This window comes from Streptomyces sp. Z423-1, assembly GCF_013009255.1.
GTDB lineage: Bacteria > Actinomycetota > Actinomycetes > Streptomycetales > Streptomycetaceae > Streptomyces > Streptomyces gossypiisoli.
On the sequence record NZ_CP053109.1, the window covers coordinates 3,901,831 to 3,920,108 of the forward strand.

Consider the following 18,278-nt stretch of genomic DNA (forward strand, 5'->3'; position numbering starts at 1 on the left):
GCTCTCACTGCTCCTGGGGACGGTGCGCCCGATGGTGCCGGCGGGTTGGGGGGAAGTCTGCGGTATCCGTGGTACGGACGGCGAGTGTGCGGTCCGGATTCAGCCGTACGACGATGTGGCGGCGCCATGCGGTGTCGTCGCGGTCGGGGTGGTCCTCGCGCCAGTGGCAGCCGCGGGTCTCGTCGCGGAGCTGCGCCGCGGCCACCAGGACCCGGGCCACGCACAGGAGGTTCGTGGTCTCCCAGGTGTCCACGCCGGGCTCGGCCGTCTTGCCGTTCTCGTGCAGCGCGTCGCGGGCGTCGGCGTGCAGTCGGTGGAGTTGTTCGGCGGCCTTGGTGAGGGAGTCCGCGGAGCGCAGGACTCCGGCGCCCTCGGTCATGATCCGCTGGATCGTGAAGCGGTCCTCGGGGGCGAGGAGGGGGTGCGCGGGCTGCTCCGGGTGCGGGACCGGGGCGGGCACGCGCGCGTGGAGGCCGTTGCGGCGGTGGGTCACCGCGATGTCGTGGGCGATGCGCTCGGCGTAGACCAGGCCTTCGAGGAGGCTGTTGGAGGCGAGCCGGTTGGCGCCGTGCACGCCGGTGCAGGCGACCTCCCCGCACGCGTACAGGCCGGGGACGGTCGTACGGCCGTGGGAGTCCGTGCGGACGCCTCCGGAGGCGTAGTGGGCCGCCGGGGCGATCGGGATCGGTTCGTGGACCGGGTCGATGCCGTGGGCACGGCAGGCGGCGAGGATCGTGGGGAAGCGGTGCTCCCACATGTCGGCCCCGAAGTGCCGGGCGTCCAGGAACATGTGCTCGGCGCCCTGCTCCTGCATACGCCGCATGATGCCCTTGGCGACGATGTCCCGGGGGGCGAGTTCGGCGAGCTCGTGCTGCCCCTGCATGAAGCGCACGCCGTCGGCGTCCACCAAGTGGGCGCCCTCACCGCGTACGGCCTCCGAGACCAGGGGCTGCTGGCCCTCCGCCTCCGGGCCCAGGAACAGCACCGTGGGGTGGAACTGGACGAACTCCAAGTCGCTGACCTCCGCGCCCGCGCGCAGGGCGAGGGCCACGCCGTCGCCGGTGGAGACCGAGGGGTTGGTCGTCGCCGAGAAGACCTGGCCCATGCCGCCGGTCGCGAGGACCACCGCGGGGGCGTGCACCGCGCCCACGCCGTCGTGCTGGCCCTCGCCCATGACGTGCAGGGTGACGCCCGCCGTGCGGCCGTCGGCGTCCGTGAGGAGGTCCAGGACGAGGGCGTTCTCGATCGTGCGCAGGCCACGCGCGCGTACGGCCTCGACGAGGGCGCGGGAGATCTCCGCGCCGGTCGCGTCGCCGCCGGCGTGGGCGATACGGCGGCGGTGGTGGCCGCCCTCGCGGGTGAGCGCCAGTTCGCCCTCGGTGGACTCGTCGAAGTGGGCGCCGGTCTCGATGAGGCGGTGTACGGCGTCGGGGCCCTCCGTGACGAGGATCCGTACCGCCTCCACGTCGCACAGACCGGCCCCGGCGACCAGGGTGTCGTCCAGGTGCTGTTCGGGGCTGTCGCCCTCGCCCAGGGCCGCGGCGATGCCGCCCTGCGCCCAGCGGGTGGAGCCGTCGTCGAGGCGCGCCTTGGTGACGACGACCGTCCGCATGCCGGCGGCCTCGCAGCGCAGCGCGGCGGTGAGACCGGCGACGCCGGAGCCGACGACCACGACGTCCGCGGCGATGGACCAGCCCGGGGCGGGGGCGTGCAGTCGTATGCCTGTGCTGGTCACGAGGCGGCTCCGAAGGTGAGGGGGACGTTGTCGATCAGCCGGGTCGTGCCGACCTTGGCGGCGACCGCGAGGACGGCCTCTCCCGTGAAGTCGTCGTCGATCTCGGTGAAGTCGTCGGGGTCCACCAGGGCCAGGTAGTCCAGCACCAGGGGCGGGTCGAGGCGGGCGGCCTCGTCGAGGACCAGGCGGACGGCGGCGCGGACGGCGGACGGGCCGCCGGGGACCGCCTTGGCGACGGCGTGTGCGTCGGCGGCGGCGCGGGACTCGCCGATCGCGCTCAGCGCCTCGGCACGCGCGCGCGTGGAGGGCACCTCACGCGCCCGCGCGCGCAGCGCCTCCTGCGCGGCGTGCCGGTCGCGGCCCGCGAACAGCGCGCGGGACAGCGCGAGCGCCGTGCGCCGCTCCTGGGGCGAGAGGTAGCGGTTGCGGCTGGACAGGGCCAGGCCGTCGTCCTCCCGCACGGTCGGTACGCCGACGATCCCGACGCCGAAGTTCAGGTCCCGCACCATGCGGCGGATCAGGGCGAGCTGCTGTGCGTCCTTCTGCCCGAAGAACGCGACGTCGGGGCGGGTGAGGTGGAGCAGCTTGGCGACGACCGTGAGCACGCCGTCGAAGTGGCCGGGGCGGGAGGCGCCCTCCAGGCGTTCCCCCATGGGGCCCGCGGTGATGCGCACCTGGGGCTCGCCGCCCGGGTAGACCTCGTCCACGGCGGGGGCGAACACCACGTCCGCGCCGGCCTGCTCGGCGATCTTGAGGTCGGCCTCCAGGGTGCGCGGGTAGCGGTCGAGGTCCTCGCCCTTGCCGAACTGCAGGGGGTTGACGAAGACCGTGACGACGACGAAGCCGTCCGGTCCGACGTGCCCGCGCGCGGTGCGGATGAGGGTGGCGTGGCCGTCGTGCAGGGCGCCCATCGTCATCACCACGGCGGTACGGCCGGGTACGGCGTGGTGTTCGCGCACGTACGTCAGGTCGTCCAGGGTGGGGACGAGTTCGAAGCTGCGGCGGCTCATCGGTCTCCCCCGTTCTCGGGCAGGGTCGTGTCGGCGGCGAGTACCCCGAGCAGGTCCTCGGCGAGTTCGGGCTTCAGCAGGCCGCGGGCCAGCGCCCGGTCGGCGGTCGCCCGCGCCATCGCCAGATAGCCGGCGACGGCCTGCGGGGCGTGCCGGCGCAGCTCCGTGACGTGCGCGGCGACCGTACCGGCGTCTCCGCGCGCGACAGGGCCGGTCAGGGCCGCGTCGCCGGAGCGCAGGGCGTTGTCGAGGGCGGCGCCGAGCAGCGGGCCGAGCATCCGGTCGGGGGCCTCGACGCCGGCCGTGCGCAGCAGCTCCATGGACTGGGCGACCAGTGTCACCAGGTGGTTGGCGCCCAGGGCGAGCGCCGCGTGGTAGAGCGGGCGGTTCTCCTCGGCGATCCACTCGGGCTCGCCGCCCATCTCGATGACGAGTGCCTCGGCGGCCAGCCGCAGCTCCTCGGGGGCGGTGACGCCGAAAGAGCACCCTGCGAGGCGCTGGACGTCCACCGGAGTCCCGGTGAACGTCATCGCGGGGTGCAGGGCCAGCGGCAGTCCGCCGACGCGCAGAGCGGGCTCCAGGACGTTCGCGCCGTACCGCCCGGAGGTGTGCACCAGCAGCTGCCCCGGCCGTACCGCCCCGGTGGCGGCGAGACCCTCCACGAGGCCGGGCAGGGTGTCGTCCGGGACGGTCAGCAGAACCAGGTCGGCGCGCTGGAGCACGTCTGCGGGCGGGACGACCGGCACGTCGGGCAGGAGCAGCGCGGCCCGCCTCCGGGAGGCGTCGGAGACCGCGGAGACGGCCACCGGGCGGTGCCCGGCGAGCTGGAGCGACGCGGCGAGGGCGGGGCCCACCCGACCGGCGCCGACGACGCCGACGGTGAGCCGCGCGGGGCGGTCCCTGGGGTCTGGCTGTTGGCTTGTACTCACGCGACGGCGGCCTTCCCGTTCCAGTCCGCTCGGGGTACCGGACGATTTCTCGTCATGTTAACGCGATTGGTTCGACGGGCGTTCGGTTGTCCACAGGCTGTGGCTCTGTCCACAGGCTGTGGGTGGTGAAATCCGGTACGCACGCGTGGTGGGGCCCGGCATGATCCAGGCATGGCTGAGACGGTGGAGCAGGATTCGCGGGAATCGGTGGAGTCGGTCGAGGAGCAGCGCAAGCAACGCTTCGAGCGGCGCAAGGCGGCGTATCGGGGCGCGCGGCGCGTTCTCGCGCGCTCCGGCATGCTCGGCACGCTCCGAGAGCGCCTGGCGGTGCTGGAGACCGCCGAGGAGCTGTACGACCTGGACGAGACGGCGGACGTGTACGGCAACGGCATCGTGGAGGCCCTGGAGGCGAAGGTCGCCGGACTGCTCGGCACCGAGGCCGCCGCGTTCTTCCCGACCGGCACGATGGCCCAGCAGGTGGCCCTGCGCTGCTGGGCGGGCCGCACCGGCAACCCGACCGTCGCCCTGCACCCGCTCGCCCATCCCGAGGTGCACGAACGCCACGCCTTCACGCAGGTCAGCGGCCTGCGCCCGGTCCATGTGAGCGGTGCGCCGCGGCTGCCGACCGCCGCCGAGATCCGGGACTTCGAGGAGCCGTTCGGTGCGCTGATGCTGGAACTGCCGCTCCGGGACGCCGGTTTCGTCCTGCCCTCCTGGGAGGAGCTCACCGAGGTGGTTCAGGCGGCGCGGGAGCGCGACGCGGTGGTGCACTTCGACGGCGCGCGCCTGTGGGAGACCACCGTCCATTTCGGCCGCCCCCTGCACGAGATCGCGGGCCTCGCGGACAGCGTGTACGTGTCGTTCTACAAGTCTCTCAACGGCTTCGGCGGCGCGGCGCTCGCCGGCCCGAGGACGCTGGTGGAGGAGGCGAAGACCTGGCGGCACCGGTACGGCGGTCAGGTGTTCCAGCAGTTCCCGACCGTGCTGTCGGCTCTCGCCGGTCTGGAGCGGGAGCTGCCCCGGCTCCCCGACTACGTGCGGCACGCGCGCGTGGTGGCCGCCGCGCTGCGCGAGGGGTTCGCGGCGGCCGGCGTGCCCTGGGCGCGCGTCCAGCCCGAGGAGCCGCACACCAACGAGTTCCAGGTCTGGCTGCCGTACGACGCCGACACCGTCGCCGAGGCGGCGGTCCGGCAGGCGGAGGAGACGGGGACCCTGCTCTTCGATCGCGCGTGGGACGCCCCGGGCCCGGGCCTCGCCGTCACGGAGATCGACGTACGGGCCGGGGGCCTGGAGTGGACGGCGGAGGATGTGAAGGCGGCGGTCGCGGAGTTCGTCTCCCGGCTGCCGTAAGGATCAGCTCGTTGCCCGTCGCCCCGGATGGAGCCACCGGCCCAGGGACTGCCGTAGCCGCCCATGGGCCGGGCGGCCGGCGAGTACCGCGCGGAACTCGCGCCGGTCGCGCCACTCGCGCACGACCTGCCAGTCGTGGGTGCCGGGAGCGGGCGGAGCGCCTGCCCCGGTGACCCCAGGCTGCGTCGCCCCGGCGGTCGGCGTCGCGCGAATTGACGCCCGGCGTCAATCGAGGGCGGCGTTGTCAGTGGCGGAGTGCACCATGGCGTCATGAGCGTGAGCATCGACATCGCGGGGCTGCGGCCGGAGAGGGTCGCCGTCGTGCCCTCGCCCCTCACCGAGCTCGGCATGGCGCTGCACGCGCTGTCCGAGCCGGGGCACCATCCCGGCCTGCAGGGCTGGGTGACCGGCGTGACCGCCCGCCTCGACTCGCATCTGGCCGACCGGATGTGCGAGGCCGACTTCCTGTGGCGGACGACGTTCTCGGACCTCTTCATGCCGTTCGCGGGCATCCCGGGCCGCAGCACCCTGCCCGGGGCGACGCTCACCGGGGACATGGAGCTGCTGGACAAGCTGTCGGACGAGCAGTTCGCGGACGCGGCGCTGGAGTTCACCTGCGCGCCCGACTACGACCTGCCGAGCAGCAGCGTCCTCGCCGACCCCGGCCTGCGCCGCCGCGCCCTCGACCTGGCGGCGTCGCGCGGACCGCGCCAGCTGCGGTTCACCAAGCGTCTGCTCGCCGATCCGCCACGCGTGCGTGCCTGGCTGCGGCAGTTCCTGCAGGACTGCGACGAGGCCTTTTTCGGCGACGTCTGGGCCAGGGTGCACCACTCCCTCGCCGCGGACGCGCGGCACAAGACGGAGCTGCTGCGGCACAAGGGCCTCGGCGAGGCGCTGGCCGCCGTGTCGTCCGCCGTGACACTGGACGGGGACGGCACCCGGATCACGGTGGACAAGCTGGCCCAGGGGCGTACGACGACCGCCGACGGCGGTCTGCTGCTCATACCGACGAGCCTCGGCTGGCCCCACCTGCAGGTGCTGCACCGGTACGGCTGGCAGCCGGTCCTGCACTACCCGGTGAGCTCCCCTGAGCTGGCCTCGCCGCCGTCGGTCGAGCAGCTCACCCTGCGGATGACGGCCCTGTCCCACCCCCTGCGGATGCGTATCTGCCGCCATCTGGCCCGCAGCGCGTTCACCACCGGCGAGCTCGCCACGGCGCACGGCGTGACGGCGCCGGAGATATCCCGGCACCTGAGCGTGCTGAAGAAGGCGGGCCTGATCACCACGCGCCGCCGTGGGCGGTACGTGCTGCACCAGCTGGACGTGACGGTGGTGGCCCGGCTGGGCAGCGACTTTCTGGAGGGGATCCTGCGCTGACCGGGGTCGTCAGTCGAACCGGATGTGCCTGATCCCCACCCGGGCCTGCCGCAGCCGCGTCCGCAGCGCCCCCTCGTTGTTCGGCCGGAGGGTCAGCCCGGCGAGCACGGCGATCCGGTCCGCCGTCTTCGGCACCGTCGAGTGGTCGGTCCACAGATGCTCGGCGAACTCCGGCTCACGCAGCCGCTCCAGGCAGTGGTCGAGCTGCCGTACCGCCCAACTCTCCCTGCGCAGCCCGGCGTTCTTCCCGCCGATGTACTGAAGGAGGCGTCCGAGACCCCGCTCACGCAGCCGTTTCAGCACGGTCTCGCGTTCCGCGAGGAGAGTGAAGTGGTGTACGTCGTGGCCGAGTTCGCGCAGTCGGCCGACGGTCTCCTCGAAGTAGCCGGAGTCGGTGACCGTCATCGGCACGATGACGATGCCGTCGTGCTCGGTGAGGGCGAGGTCGAGGACCTCGACGACGCCCTGCCGCCAGGAGACCAGGTCCTGGAAGTCTCCCCGCAGTGGGGGCGGGAGCATGCGGCGCAGGCCGAAGCCCGCGTGCTCCGGGTCGCAGATGACGCTGCCGGGCAGCCGGCGCTGCATCTCGTGTGCGGTCTGTGTCTTGCCGCCCCCGAAGGGCCCGTTGATCCACAGGAGCATGCGCAGACCCTACCGACGGCCGAGCGCCCCGGTCAGCCGTGTCCCCCGGCCCGCACGAGCCCCGTCTCGTACGCCAGGACCACCACCTGCACCCGGTCCCGCAGCCCGAGCTTGGTCAGGATGCGGCCCACGTGCGTCTTCACGGTCGCCTCGGACAGCACCAGCCGGGCCGCGATCTCCCCGTTGGACAGCCCCTGGGCGACCAGCACCATGACCTCGCGCTCCCGGTCGGTGAGCCGCTCCAGCTCCTTGTGCTGGGGCTCCTTGCCGGCGCTGGGCAGCATCGGCGCGAACCGGTCCAGAAGGCGCCGGGTCGTCGACGGGGCCACCACGGCGTCGCCGCTGTGCACGGAACGGATGGCCGCGAGGAGCTCGCCGGGCGGCACGTCCTTGAGCATGAAACCGGAGGCGCCCGCCTTGAGCGCGGAGAAGGCGTACTCGTCGAGGTCGAAGGTGGTCAGGATCAGCACCTTCGGCGGGTTCGGATCCGCGCAGATCCGGCGGGTGGCCTCCACGCCGTCCAGCTTCGGCATCCGGACGTCCATCAGCACCACGTCGACCTCGGTCGAGCGCAGCACCTGGACGGCCTCGACGCCGTCGCCCGCCTCGGCCACGACCTCCATGTCCGGCTGGGCGGCGAGCACCATCCGGAACCCGGTGCGCAGCAGCACCTGGTCGTCGACGAGCATCACGCGGATCGTCATCGGGGCCTCTTCCGTATCCGTCTCGAAGGTCGTTGGTGCGAAGTTGTTCGGGGGCGTGACAGGTGTCAACAGGGGGCGTGCGTTTGCGTCAGTGCGCCGGTTTGAGCGGCAGCAGGGCACTGATCCGGAATCCTCCGCCGGGGCGGGGGCCCGCGTCCAGGGTGCCGCCGACCATGCCGACCCGCTCGCGCATCCCGATCAGGCCGTGTCCCTGGCCGTCGAGGCCGCCCTCCTCGTACAGCTCGTGCGGGGCGCCCTTGCCGTCGTCCTCGATGAGCAGGCCGAGACCGTCGTCGAAGTAGACCAGGCGCACGCTGGCGCCCGCGTTGGGCCCGCCGTGCTTGCGGGTGTTGGTGAGCGCCTCCTGCACGATGCGGTACGCGGTGAGCTCGACGCCGCTGGGCAGCGGGCGCGGCGTGCCCTCGATCTTGAAGTCGACGGGCAGTCCGGAGACCCGGCACTGCTCGACGAGGTCCTCGATCTGCTGGACGTCGGGCTGCGGGACGTACTCCCCGCTCTCCTGGTGTTCGCCGGTGCGCAGTACGCCCAGCAGGCGGCGCATCTCGGCGAGGGCCTGGCGGCCGGTGGAGGAGATGGTCTCCAGGGCCTTCTTGGCCTGGTCGGGCGCGGAGTCGAGGACGTAGGCGGCGCCGTCGGCCTGCACCACCATGACGGACACGTTGTGCGCGACGACGTCGTGCAGTTCACGGGCGATCCGGGCGCGTTCGGCGGCGACCGCGACCTTGGACTGCGCCTCGCGCTCCTTCTCCAGCCGGGCGGCGCGCTCCTCCAGCTGCGCGAAGTAGGCGCGGCGGGTGCGGATGGAGTCGCCGAGCACCCAGGCGAGGGCGAACGGCACCGTCTGGAAGATCGCCAGCGCGATGTTGCCCGCGACGCTCGTCTGGAACTCCGGCCAGCGGATCTGTGCCATCGGCGCCGCGCACAGGCCGCCGACCAGCGCGAACCGGGAGGCCCAGCGCGCTCCGACCGCGGCCACGGTGTAGACGATCACCAGTATCGCGAAGTCGGCGGGCATCGGGGGCACGTCGAGCGCCAGCTGCGCCACCCCTGCCAGGGCCGCCAGGACCAGCATCTTCTCCGGCATCCGCCGGCGCAGCGTCAGCGCCACACACAGCAGGACCGTGACCGGCACCACCAGAGCCGGCAGATCGGTCCCGGTGTTCTCCTGGGTGACCGCCCCGCCGACCACCGAGATCCCGAACAGGACGAGGGCCCAGAAGCCGTCGACCCATGTCGGGTGTCGGCGGAGGAAGTCGTAGAGGCGCTGCACGTAACCCAGAGTAGGGAAGCGTGGTGCGTGCGGGAGTCAACCGGAGGGCCGATCCGGATGCGATACGTGTACTCCGCAAGGTGGAGGCCCCGTTCTCCTGTGCGCCTAGCCTTGCCGTGTGACCAGGGGTGCGACGCACGAGACGACGGACGGCGACCGGGGCGACGGGCGTGGCTGGCGCGCCGCCATGGAGGCGGCGCTGTACGGCCCCGGCGGCTTCTACCACAGGCCCGAGGGGCCCGCCGGGCACTTCCGTACGTCCGTACACGCGTCGCCGCTGTTCGCGGAGGCGGTGGCGCGGCTGCTGGGCCGGGTCGACGAGGCGCTGGGCCGCCCGGCGTCCCTGGACTTCGTCGACATGGCGGCGGGGCGGGGCGAACTGGTCACCGGCGTGCTCGCCACGCTGCCGACCGACCTGGCCGCCCGCACGCGCGCGTACTCCGTCGAGATCGCCGACCGCCCGGCCGGTCTCGATCACCGCATCGAGTGGCTCGCGGAGTGCCCCAAGGGCGTCACCGGGCTGCTGTTCGCCAACGAGTGGCTGGACAACGTGCCCGTGGAGGTCGCCGAGGCGGACCCCTCAGGAGTGTGGCGACTCGTGCTCGTACGGCAGGACGGGACCGAACGGCTCGGGGAGCCGGTGTCCGGGGCGGCGGCCGAATGGCTCGCCCGGTGGTGGCCGGGGCCTGCCGAGGAGGGGCTGCGCGCGGAGATCGGGCTGCCCAGGGACACGGCGTGGGCGTCGGTCGTCGCGCGCGTCGAGCGGGGGCTGGCGGTCGCCGTGGACTACGCGCACACCGCGGACGCCCGCCCGCCCTTCGGGACGCTCGCCGGCTTCCGGGAGGGGCGTGAGACGGCGCCCGTGCCGGACGGATCGTGCGACATCACGGCGCACGTGGCGCTGGACGCGTGCGCGCTCCCCGGGGGGCGCACGCTGACCCAGCGCGACGCCCTGCACGCCCTGGGGGTCGCAGGCGCACGCCCCCCGCTCGCACTCGCCACCACCGACCCCGCGGCCTACGTACGAGCCCTCGCGAGCGCCGGGGAGGCCGCCGAACTGACGGCGCCGGGCGGGCTGGGGGACTTCGGGTGGCTGGTCCAGCCGGTTGGAATTTTGGACCCACTGGGCGGCTGACGCCCGCCCATACCCTCCTGGTCGCCTACTTGTCGATGTCCCCCACCACGAAGAACATCGACCCCAGAATCGCCACCATGTCCGCCACCAGCGTCCCCGGCAGCAGCTCGGTCAGCGCCTGGATGTTGTTGTAGGAGGCCGAGCGCAGCTTGAGCCGGTACGGCGTCTTGTCGCCCTTGCTGACGAGGTAGTAGCCGTTGATGCCGAGCGGATTCTCGGTCCACGCGTACGTGTGCCCCTCGGGCGCCTTCAGCACCTTGGGGAGCCGCTGGTTGATCGGCCCCGGCGGCAGCTCGGCGATCCGGTCGAGACAGGCGTCGGCGAGGTCGAGCGCGTTGTGCGTCTGGTCCAGCAGGCACTCGAACCGGGCGAGACAGTCGCCCTCGGTGCGGGTGACCACCTTGAGGGTGTCCTGCAGCTCCCCGTAGGCCAGATACGGCTCGTCGCGGCGCAGGTCGAAGTCGACGCCCGAGGCGCGCGCGATCGGCCCGCTCACGCCGTACGCGTGCACGGTCTCCGGCGCGAGATACCCCACGCCCCGCGTGCGCCCCCGGAAGATCTCGTTGCCGAGCACCAGGTCGTCGAACCGGTCCATGCGCGAGCGCACCCCCGCGACCGCGGCACGCGCGCGTGCGGTCCACCCGGCCGGCAGGTCCTCCTTGAGACCGCCGACGCGGTTGAACATGTAGTGCATCCGCCCGCCGGAGACCTCCTCCATGACGTTCTGGAGCACCTCGCGCTCCCGGAACGCGTAGAAGACCGGCGTGATGCCGCCCAGCTCCAGCGGGTACGAGCCCAGGAACATCAGGTGGTTCAGCATCCGGTTCAGCTCCGCGAGCAGCGTGCGCGTCCACACCGCCCGCTCGGGCACCTCCATGCCGAGCATGCGCTCCACGCCGAGGACGACACCCAGCTCGTTGGAGAAGGCCGACAGCCAGTCGTGACGGTTGGCGAGCATGATGATCTGGCGGTAGTCGCGCGCCTCGAACAGCTTCTCCGCGCCGCGGTGCATATAGCCGATCACCGGCTCCGCACGCGTGACGCGCTCACCGTCGAGGAGCAGCCGCAGGCGCAGCACGCCGTGTGTGGACGGGTGCTGAGGGCCGATGTTGAGCACCATGTCGGTACTCTCCGCGGCGCCGCCGATTCCGACCGTGGTCTCCGTCGTAGGAGTCATGAACACAGTCTGTCCTACGTAGGCTGACCATATGGAGACGGGGAGCCCGGAGGGTGGCAGGACGATGGGCCCGGAGGGCGTGGTGACGGTGGAGGCGGAACCGGCGTGGACCGGGCTGCCGCCCGGCCTGCTGCGCATGCGACGGCTGTTGCTGGTGGTGTGGCTGGGGTCGCTGACCGTGGCCACGGGTCTGGTGCCGGGACTGCTGGCCGGTCCGGCATGGGCCGTGTTCGCGCTGCTGCCGCTGGCCCTGATGCTGTGGGGCTGGGTGCTGATCGGCCGCAACTGGCGCTCCTGGCGGTACGCCGAGCGCGCCGACGACCTGCTGCTCAGCCGGGGTGTGCTGTGGCACACCGTGACGGTGGTGCCGTACGGCCGCATGCAGCTGGTCGAGGTGACCTCCGGTCCCGTCGAGCGGCACTTCGGGCTGGCCAGCGTCCAGCTGCACACGGCCGCCGCCGCGACCGACGCGACCATCCCCGGCCTCGACCCGGCCGAGGCCGAACGACTGCGCGACCGGCTCACCGAGCTGGGCGAGGCACGATCGGCGGGGCTGTGACGGCGCCGGGCACCGACGACGAGGTCCGCCGCGAGGTGACCGTGACCGAGCGGCGGCTGCACCCGGTCACGCCGTTCAGGCGGGCGTGGGCGCCGGTCGCCGTACTCATCGGGTGGGCGCTGCACGACCCGGACGGGGCGCATCGCCAGCTGACCCGGCTGACGACGACCACGATCCTCATAGCCCTCGCGGTGGTCATCCCGGCCGCCGCGCTGTACGGCTTTCTCAGCTGGTGGTTCACGCACTTCTCGGTGACCGGGACGGAACTGCGCATCCGTACCGGCCTGCTGTTCCGGCGCACCGCGCACATCCGCCTGGAGCGCATCCAGGCCGTCGACGTCACGAGACCGCTCCTCGCGCGCGTGGCAGGTGTCGCGAAACTCAAACTCGACGTCATAGGGACCGACAAGAAGGACGAGCTCGCCTACCTGGGCGAGGCCGACGCACGCGCGCTGCGGGCCGAACTCCTCGCGCGGGCGGCCGGTTTCGCCCCCGAGACCGCGCACGAGGTCGGCGAGGCGCCGGAGCAGCGGCTGCTGCACGTGCCGGCCGGCGTGCTCGCCGTCTCCCTGCTGCTGACCGGCGCGACCTGGGCCACGCTGGCCGCCGCGCTCGTCGTACCGCCCGTGCTGTGGTTCTTCACCCACAACCTGTGGACGGTGGTCGCGACCGCCGTGCCGCTGCTCGGTGCGGCAGGCGCGAGCAGCGTGGGGCGGTTCGTCGCCGAGTACGACTGGACGGTGGCCGAGTCGCCGGACGGCATCCGGATCGACCGCGGGCTCCTCGACCGTGCCCACGAGACGGTGCCGCCGGGGCGGGTGCAGACCGTGCGGCTCGTGGAGCCGCTGCTGTGGCGGCGGCGCGGCTGGGTGCGGGTGGAGCTGGACGTGGCCGGCTCGTCCAACTCCGTGCTGCTGCCGGTGGCTCCGCGCGAGGTCGCGGAGCCCCTCATCGCGCGCGTACTGCCCGGCGTGACCGTACCGCCCGCCGCGTCCCTGTCCCGCCCGCCGCGACGCGCGGGCCGGTGCATGCCGCTGTGGTGGCGGGGATACGGCCTCACCGTCACGGACACGGTGTTCGTGGCTCGGCACGGACTGCTCCGGCGCAGCCTCGCGCTCGTCCCGCATGCCAAGGTGCAGAGCGTCCGGCAGGAGCAGGGCCCCTGGATGCGGCGCTGGCGGCTCGCGCACGTCCACGTGGACACCGGCGCCAACAAGACCGTGACAGCCCGTCTGAGGGACGCCGAGGAGGCCACGCGGCTGCTGCACGCCCAGGCGGAACGGTCCCGGACGGGACGCAGGGACGCGCGGCCGGACCGGTGGATGGCGTGAAGTCGTCCGGAAAGCAGCGTTTGAAACGGGCCTTCATGCGCCGGGACGGGGAGTGAGTCCTTCGTGCGGGCTCTCAGGAAGCCGCGCTCCGCAGCCCCTGCACGTCGATCTGCTCGGTCTCGTCGTGCGCCGTCAGGTCGATCACCTGCCCGACGCCGCGCGACTCCTCGCTCGGAGGCTTGAACTCCGCCTCCGCCTGGGCCTTGTGCAGATCGAGCGCCTCCTGGCCGACCACGTCGGCGAGGTCCTCGTTCTGCACGGCCTCCAGGGCGGCGGACGCCGCGCCCTTCGCCTTCGTACCGAAGAAGTCGAAGCCACCCTCGACACTGGGACGCCGTACCGGCGTGGACGCCGGTACGACCGCCACCGCGGTCGGCACAGTGTAGTGCCCGGAGGGCTGCTGGACGTACGCCGGAGTGGTGGCGGCCGCGCGCTGGTGCCCGTCGGCCGCCTCGGTCTTCCCCCGCGCCTCGTCCTCCAGCGCGGCCTCCGCCCCGGCACCGCGGTCGGCGTCGTCCGGCACCGGCTCCTTGGCGGACACCTCCGCCCCGGCAGCCGTGTCCTTCCCGGCCCCGGCCTTCAGATCCGCGAAGCGGACCAGCGCGGCCTGCGCCCGCAGGAACAGCCGGGACCCCTCCGGGGAGAACAGCCTCGGCGTCCGCGGTTTCTCCTCGACGCCGGACTCCTCGACCGCCGACTCGTCGACCGCGGCCTCGTCGACGTCGGCGGAGTCCTCCCGGTCCGGTACGGGAGGCAGCGCGGGCACGGGAACGGCGGCCTCTATCTCCAGCAGGCGGCGGCCTTCCAGGGCGCTCGCGCGCTCGGTCTCGGCGGTGGCGTACCGGCGCAGCAGTGCCGCGTGCTCGTTGCGCAGGCCGGCCAGTTCGGCGCGCTTGGCCCGCAGGCGCTGTTCGAGCTTGCCGCGCAGTTCGCGCGACTCATCCAGGTCGCTCTCCAGTTCCGCGACGCGCTCCTCGTGCCGCCACTCGTCGCTCGCACGCGCGCGCGTGAGGTCGGCCACCTGCTTGCCGGCCTGGATGTCCCAGCGGCGCATGACGACCGCGCCGGCGACAGCCGTCACCGCGGCGGCCGCCGCCAGTCCCCGGAGCACCATCGGCTCCGTGAAGACCCATGGGCCGAGGGCGCAGACGAGCGAGACGCCTGCGATCGCCGACGGGGGCAGCAGCCTGTGCAGAGGCGGTGAATGGCGATGACGTCCACGTGGCATGGCCAGAAACTTACCGCGCGTAGGCGAATCGTGGTGCCCCAGCCGGTAAAAACACGGCCACCGCATGGCCTCGCATCACAGCAACCGCATGGCCTCGCATCACAGCAACCACGCGTCCTTTGAAACGGCTTTGCGAAACGCAGTGAACCTCGCCCTGCGTCCCGTCGTCCTAGAGGGCGCAATGTCGCCGGATGCCCGAATCGGCACCGGACGCCAACTCACGCGCAGAACTACGGGATGCGATGTCTGTCAGGGGAGATGAGGAAATGACGCGGCAGCGCCGCCGGCTGCGCGGTCCGCGTCCCGAGTCCGTTCCCGTCCTGGTCGGCAGGGCCTGTGCCCTCGTCGGCATCGTGGACATCGCCGCGGGCGTCTTCCCACGCTTCCGGCACAGCCGTATGCACGCGCTGGCCGAGGTGCTGCCCGGCGCGCTCGGACCGTTCGCGGCCGCGCTCTCGCTCAGCGTCGGCGTGCTGTTGCTGCTGCTCGCCCACGGCCTCAAGCGCGGCAAACGCCGGGCCTGGCGGGCCGCCGTGGCGCTGCTGCCGGCCGGGGCGATCGCGCAGTTCACCTACCGGCACTCCCTGATCGGCGTGATCATCTCGCTGGCGCTGCTCGCGGCGCTGGTGCGCCACCGCGACCAGTTCGCGTCCCTGCCCGACCCGCGCAGCCGGTGGCGTGCGCTGGCCAACTTCGTGCTCATGGGCGCCGGTTCGCTCGCCCTGGGCCTGGTCGTCGTCAGCGCGCACCCGCACAGCCTGATCGGCGACCCGTCCCTGGCCGACCGCATCACCCATGTCCTGTACGGCCTGTTCGGCTTCGAGGGCCCGGTCGCCTACCAGGGCACCACCTCATGGACGGTCGGCGCCTCCCTGGGCGCGCTCGGCCTGCTCACCGCCGTCACCACGATCTACCTCGCCCTGCGCCCCGAACACCCGGCCGCGCGGCTCACCGAGGACGACGAGATCCGGCTGCGCGCCCTGCTGGAGCGGCACGGCGGCCGGGACTCCCTCGGCCACTTCGCGCTGCGCCGCGACAAGGCCGTCGTCTTCTCCCCCAGTGGCAAGGCGGCGGTGACGTACCGCGTGGTCTCCGGGGTGATGCTCGCCAGCGGGGATCCCATAGGTGACGTGGAGGCCTGGCCGGGCGCCATCGAACGGTTCATGGACGAGGCACGCGCGCATTCGTGGACGCCCGCCGTCATGGGCTGCTCCGAGACGGGCGGCGAGGTGTGGACCCGTGAGACCGGCCTCGACGCCCTCGAACTGGGCGACGAGGCGGTGGTGGACGTCGCGGATTTCTCCCTCACCGGCCGCGCCATGCGCAACGTGCGTCAGATGGTCAAGCGCATCGAGCGTGCCGGTTACGAAACCCGGGTACGACGCGTCCGTGACGTCGGCGAGGCCGAGCTGGACCGGATCCGCCGCGCCGCCGACGACTGGCGCGGCACCGACAGCGAACGGGGCTTCTCCATGGCGCTGGGCCGCATCGGCGACCCCGCCGACGGTGACTGCCTGGTGGCCACCGCCCACAAGGCGGACGCCGAGCCGGGTCCGTACGGCGATCTGAAGGCGATCCTGCACTTCGTGCCCTGGGGGACGGACGGGGTCTCGCTGGACCTGATGCGCCGCGACCGCTCGGCGGACCCCGGCATGAACGAACTGCTGATCGTGGCCGCGCTGCAGGCGGCGCCGAAGTTCGGCATCGCGCGCGTGTCACTCAACTTCGCGATGTTCCGCTCGGCGCTGGCGCGCGGCGAGAAGATCGGCGCGGGCCCGGTGCTGCGCGCCTGGCGCGGCCTGCTGGTGTTTCTCTCCCGCTGGTTCCAGATCGAGTCCCTGTACCGGTTCAACGCCAAGTTCCAGCCGCGCTGGGAGCCCCGCTTCGTCGTCTACCGGGCCTCCGGCGACCTGCCGCGCATCGGCCTGGCCGCCCTGCAGGCGGAGGGCTTCCTCAACCTCGGCCGCGCCCTGCCACGCCCCCTGCGGCGCCAGAAGGCCGCCGCGCGCCCCTGCGCGCACGCCGTCGCGGAACGGGACGTACGCGCGGCCTGACCCCGACAGGACGGGCCCGAGCGGCAGCCCCGCCCCTCCAGCCCTGGGGTCCGCCGCTCGGGCCGCACCACCCTGCCGACGCTGCCGCGCCGGACCGCACCACCCCCGTCGGCCCCGCCCGGCCTGGCCGCCCACGTGAAGAGCCCGGCCCCACCCTGGGCCTACGCTGAACGTATGAGCAACCACAGCGGACGCGGGCGGATCGCGGGCCTTCCGGAATGGGACCGCTGCGCGGTCATGGGAGTCGTGAACGTCACCCCCGACTCCTTCTCCGACGGCGGCCGCTGGTTCGACACCACCGCCGCCGTCAAGCACGGCCTCGACCTCGTCACCGAGGGCGCCGACCTCGTGGACGTCGGCGGCGAGTCCACCCGCCCCGGCGCCACCCGGGTCGACGAGGCCGAGGAACTGCGCCGCGTCATCCCGGTCGTCCGCGGCCTCGCCTCCGAGGGCGTCGTCGTCTCCGTCGACACCATGCGCGCCTCCGTCGCCGAACAGGCCCTCGCCGCCGGTGCCGCCCTCGTCAACGACGTCAGCGGCGGCCTCGCCGACCCCGCGATGATCCCGGTCGTCGCGCGGACCGGCGCCCCCTTCGTCGTCATGCACTGGCGGGGCTTCCTGGAGGGCGGCAACGTCCGGGGCGTGTACGACGACGTCGTCACCGAGGTCGTGGACGAACTGCACGCGCGCGTGGAGGCCGTTCTGGAGGGCGGCGTCGCCCCCGACCGGATCGTGATCGACCCCGGCCTCGGCTTCTCCAAGGACACCGAGCACGACCTGACCCTCCTCGCCCACCTCGACCGCCTGCGCGCCCTCGGGCACCCCCTGCTCGTCGCCGCCTCCCGCAAGCGCTTCCTCGGCCGCGTGCTGGCGGGCCCGGCCGGCTCCCCGCCCCCGGCGCGGGAGCGCGACGCGGCCACGGCCGCCGTCTCCGCGCTGGCGGCGCACGCCGGCGCATGGGCGGTGCGCGTGCACGAGGTGCGTGCGACGGCGGACGCGGTACGGGTCGCCCGCGCCGTGGAAGGAGCCCGGTGAGCGCCCCCCACACCGACGTCGAGCAGGTCGAACTCGCCAACACCGCCTTCTACGAGGCACTGGAGCGCGGCGACTTCGAGGAGCTGTCCACGCTCTGGCTCACCCCGTCCGACCTGGGCGTCGACGAGACGTACCACGACCCGGCGGACACCGGCGTGGTCTCCTGCGTGCACCCCGGCTGGCCGGTACTCACCGGCCGCGGCGAGGTGCTCCGGTCGTACGCCCTGATCATGGCGAACACCGACTACATCCAGTTCTTCCTCACCGACGTCCACGTCTCGGTCACCGGCGACACCGCCCTGGTGAGCTGCACGGAGAACATCCTCAGCGGCGGCCCCGTCCCCGAGGACGGCGAAGGGCCCGGTCCGCTCGTCGGCCAGCTGGTGGTCGCCACGAATGTGTTCCGGCGCACACCCGACGGCTGGAAGCTCTGGTCGCACCACGCGTCCCCGGTGCTGACCGAGAGCGCCGAGGACGAGGACGAGGAGCCAACCGCCTGAGTGGGTAGGCGCACCACAAGGGGCCGGAAGAAGGGACCGCACGGGGCCCGAAGGGACCAAGAAGTGGTTGGAATCACGAACCCGCGGGTATAGGCGGCTACCAACCCGTGAGCCGCCGGATTCCCCAGGGGAAACACGCGATGAAACCTCCCGGCCCCCGCCGGACCCCGCGCCCCCGTGGCCCGGGATTGTCGGTAGCCGCAGGTAGATTCGTTCGAGGC

The 18,278-nt window shown here is 72.9% G+C and carries 16 protein-coding genes; 8 read left to right on the plus strand and 8 right to left on the minus strand.

All coding sequences use genetic code 11. From position 1 onward, the window contains the following. Positions 1–4: 4 nt before the first annotated feature. From HJD23_RS17445 to HJD23_RS17455, 3 genes are read right to left on the minus strand one after another with little or no spacing between them, the layout of a single operon-like run. A complete protein-coding gene (locus tag HJD23_RS17445) occupies positions 5–1,735 on the minus strand; it encodes an L-aspartate oxidase (protein ID WP_171109710.1) in 1,731 nt (576 codons plus the stop codon). Beyond that, positions 1,732–2,745, minus strand: a complete 1,014-nt coding sequence (panC, locus tag HJD23_RS17450; RefSeq protein WP_171109709.1) for a pantoate--beta-alanine ligase — start codon at positions 2,743–2,745, stop codon at positions 1,732–1,734. Before panC ends, HJD23_RS17445 begins: the two co-directional genes overlap by 4 nt. Next, entirely contained in the window at positions 2,742–3,674 is a 933-nt protein-coding gene (locus tag HJD23_RS17455; protein ID WP_171109708.1) for a DUF2520 domain-containing protein, read from the minus strand. The genes panC and HJD23_RS17455 overlap by 4 nt, the downstream gene beginning before the upstream one ends. 171 nt (positions 3,675–3,845) lie before the next feature. On the opposite strand from HJD23_RS17455, the gene HJD23_RS17460 reads away from it, so the two are divergent. Together HJD23_RS17460 and HJD23_RS17465 are read left to right on the plus strand one after the other, a co-directional pair. Beyond that, entirely contained in the window at positions 3,846–5,024 is a 1,179-nt protein-coding gene (locus HJD23_RS17460; RefSeq protein WP_171109707.1) for a beta-eliminating lyase-related protein, read from the plus strand. A gap of 270 nt (positions 5,025–5,294) precedes the next feature. Beyond that, positions 5,295–6,401 carry a DUF5937 family protein gene (locus HJD23_RS17465; RefSeq protein ID WP_171109706.1) on the plus strand — a complete coding sequence of 369 codons (1,107 nt, stop codon included), beginning with the start codon at positions 5,295–5,297 and terminating at the stop codon, positions 6,399–6,401. A gap of 9 nt (positions 6,402–6,410) precedes the next feature. Here the strand turns inward: HJD23_RS17465 and HJD23_RS17470 are convergent, their stop codons facing one another. From HJD23_RS17470 to HJD23_RS17480, 3 genes are all read right to left on the minus strand, one after another. Further along, the gene (locus tag HJD23_RS17470) at positions 6,411–7,043 is read right to left on the minus strand and encodes an AAA family ATPase (protein WP_171109705.1); all 633 of its coding nucleotides are present in this window, start codon (positions 7,041–7,043) and stop codon (positions 6,411–6,413) included. A gap of 32 nt (positions 7,044–7,075) precedes the next feature. Continuing rightward, positions 7,076–7,747, minus strand: a complete 672-nt coding sequence (locus HJD23_RS17475; protein WP_171109704.1) for a response regulator transcription factor — start codon at positions 7,745–7,747, stop codon at positions 7,076–7,078. 88 nt (positions 7,748–7,835) lie between these two features. Next, on the minus strand, positions 7,836–9,038 hold the full coding sequence (locus HJD23_RS17480) for a sensor histidine kinase (RefSeq protein WP_171109703.1): 1,203 nt from the start codon (positions 9,036–9,038) through the stop codon (positions 7,836–7,838). Between the two features lie 187 nt (positions 9,039–9,225). Between HJD23_RS17480 and HJD23_RS17485 the strand changes: the two genes are divergently transcribed. Further along, positions 9,226–10,173, plus strand: coding sequence for an SAM-dependent methyltransferase (locus HJD23_RS17485; protein WP_171111595.1), 948 nt, complete (start codon positions 9,226–9,228; stop codon positions 10,171–10,173). Positions 10,174–10,198: 25 nt separating this feature from the next. Here the strand turns inward: HJD23_RS17485 and HJD23_RS17490 are convergent, their stop codons facing one another. Beyond that, entirely contained in the window at positions 10,199–11,350 is a 1,152-nt protein-coding gene (locus HJD23_RS17490) for an NADH-quinone oxidoreductase subunit D (RefSeq protein ID WP_171109702.1), read from the minus strand. 31 nt (positions 11,351–11,381) lie between these two features. Here HJD23_RS17490 and HJD23_RS17495 point away from each other — a divergent pair, with 31 nt between their 5' ends. Together HJD23_RS17495 and HJD23_RS17500 are read left to right on the plus strand one after the other, a co-directional pair. Then, entirely contained in the window at positions 11,382–11,909 is a 528-nt protein-coding gene (locus tag HJD23_RS17495; RefSeq protein WP_171109701.1) for a PH domain-containing protein, read from the plus strand. Continuing rightward, complete coding sequence (locus HJD23_RS17500; RefSeq protein ID WP_171109700.1) at positions 11,906–13,240, plus strand: PH domain-containing protein; 1,335 nt, start codon at positions 11,906–11,908, stop codon at positions 13,238–13,240. Before HJD23_RS17495 ends, HJD23_RS17500 begins: the two co-directional genes overlap by 4 nt. 73 nt (positions 13,241–13,313) lie before the next feature. Here HJD23_RS17500 and HJD23_RS17505 read toward each other — a convergent pair whose 3' ends face one another. Further along, a complete protein-coding gene (locus HJD23_RS17505; protein ID WP_171109699.1) occupies positions 13,314–14,468 on the minus strand; it encodes a hypothetical protein in 1,155 nt (384 codons plus the stop codon). Between the two features lie 266 nt (positions 14,469–14,734). On the opposite strand from HJD23_RS17505, the gene HJD23_RS17510 reads away from it, so the two are divergent. From HJD23_RS17510 to HJD23_RS17520, 3 genes are all read left to right on the plus strand, one after another. After that, a complete protein-coding gene (locus HJD23_RS17510) occupies positions 14,735–16,522 on the plus strand; it encodes a phosphatidylglycerol lysyltransferase domain-containing protein (RefSeq protein WP_171109698.1) in 1,788 nt (595 codons plus the stop codon). A 174-nt stretch (positions 16,523–16,696) separates the two neighbouring features. Further along, the gene (gene folP / locus HJD23_RS17515) at positions 16,697–17,557 is read left to right on the plus strand and encodes a dihydropteroate synthase (RefSeq protein ID WP_171109697.1); all 861 of its coding nucleotides are present in this window, start codon (positions 16,697–16,699) and stop codon (positions 17,555–17,557) included. After that, positions 17,554–18,057 (plus strand): nuclear transport factor 2 family protein, encoded by a 504-nt coding sequence (locus HJD23_RS17520; RefSeq protein WP_171109696.1) that lies wholly within the window; start codon positions 17,554–17,556, stop codon positions 18,055–18,057. Before folP ends, HJD23_RS17520 begins: the two co-directional genes overlap by 4 nt. Positions 18,058–18,278 lie beyond the last annotated feature (221 nt).